The following is a 436-nucleotide window of genomic DNA, read 5'->3' as shown; positions in this document are numbered from 1 at the left end:
CCGTTCCCATACCGAACACGGAAGTTAAGCTCTCTAGCGCCGATGGTAGTTGGGACCTTGTCCCTGTGAGAGTAGGACGTTGCCAGGCAAATGGAGGATTAGCTCAGCTGGGAGAGCACCTGCCTTACAAGCAGGGGGTCGGCGGTTCGATCCCGTCATCCTCCACCATTCTAGCCGACTTAGCTCAATTGGTAGAGCAACTGACTTGTAATCAGTAGGTTGGGGGTTCAAGTCCTCTAGTCGGCACCAGTTTTGATTTAAGAGCCATTAGCTCAGTTGGTAGAGCATCTGACTTTTAATCAGAGGGTCGAAGGTTCGAATCCTTCATGGCTCACCATTTTAATGAAATATGCGGGTGTGGCGGAATTGGCAGACGCACTAGACTTAGGATCTAGCGCCTTTGGCGTGGGGGTTCGACTCCCTTCACCCGCACTTT

4 tRNA genes and 1 rRNA gene are annotated in these 436 nt (G+C 51.8%); all 5 read left to right on the top strand.

From position 1 onward, the window contains the following. Nucleotides 1-88, top strand: a 5S ribosomal RNA gene (gene rrf, locus MR065_RS27130); the annotation flags it as partial. A 4-nt stretch (nucleotides 89-92) separates the two neighbouring features. Further along, nucleotides 93-168, top strand: a tRNA-Val gene (locus MR065_RS27125). A gap of 5 nt (nucleotides 169-173) precedes the next feature. Next, a tRNA-Thr gene (locus MR065_RS27120) sits at nucleotides 174-249 on the top strand. A 12-nt stretch (nucleotides 250-261) separates the two neighbouring features. Further along, nucleotides 262-337 (top strand) — tRNA-Lys (locus tag MR065_RS27115). A 14-nt stretch (nucleotides 338-351) separates the two neighbouring features. Next, nucleotides 352-432: transfer RNA gene (locus MR065_RS27110), tRNA-Leu, on the top strand. The last annotated feature ends 4 nt before the right edge of the window (nucleotides 433-436 follow it).

This window comes from Bacillus cereus group sp. BfR-BA-01383 (genome assembly GCF_022663495.1).
Classification (GTDB): domain Bacteria; phylum Bacillota; class Bacilli; order Bacillales; family Bacillaceae_G; genus Bacillus_A; species Bacillus_A cereus_AU.
This window is presented reverse-complemented; position numbering and strand designations above follow the sequence as displayed.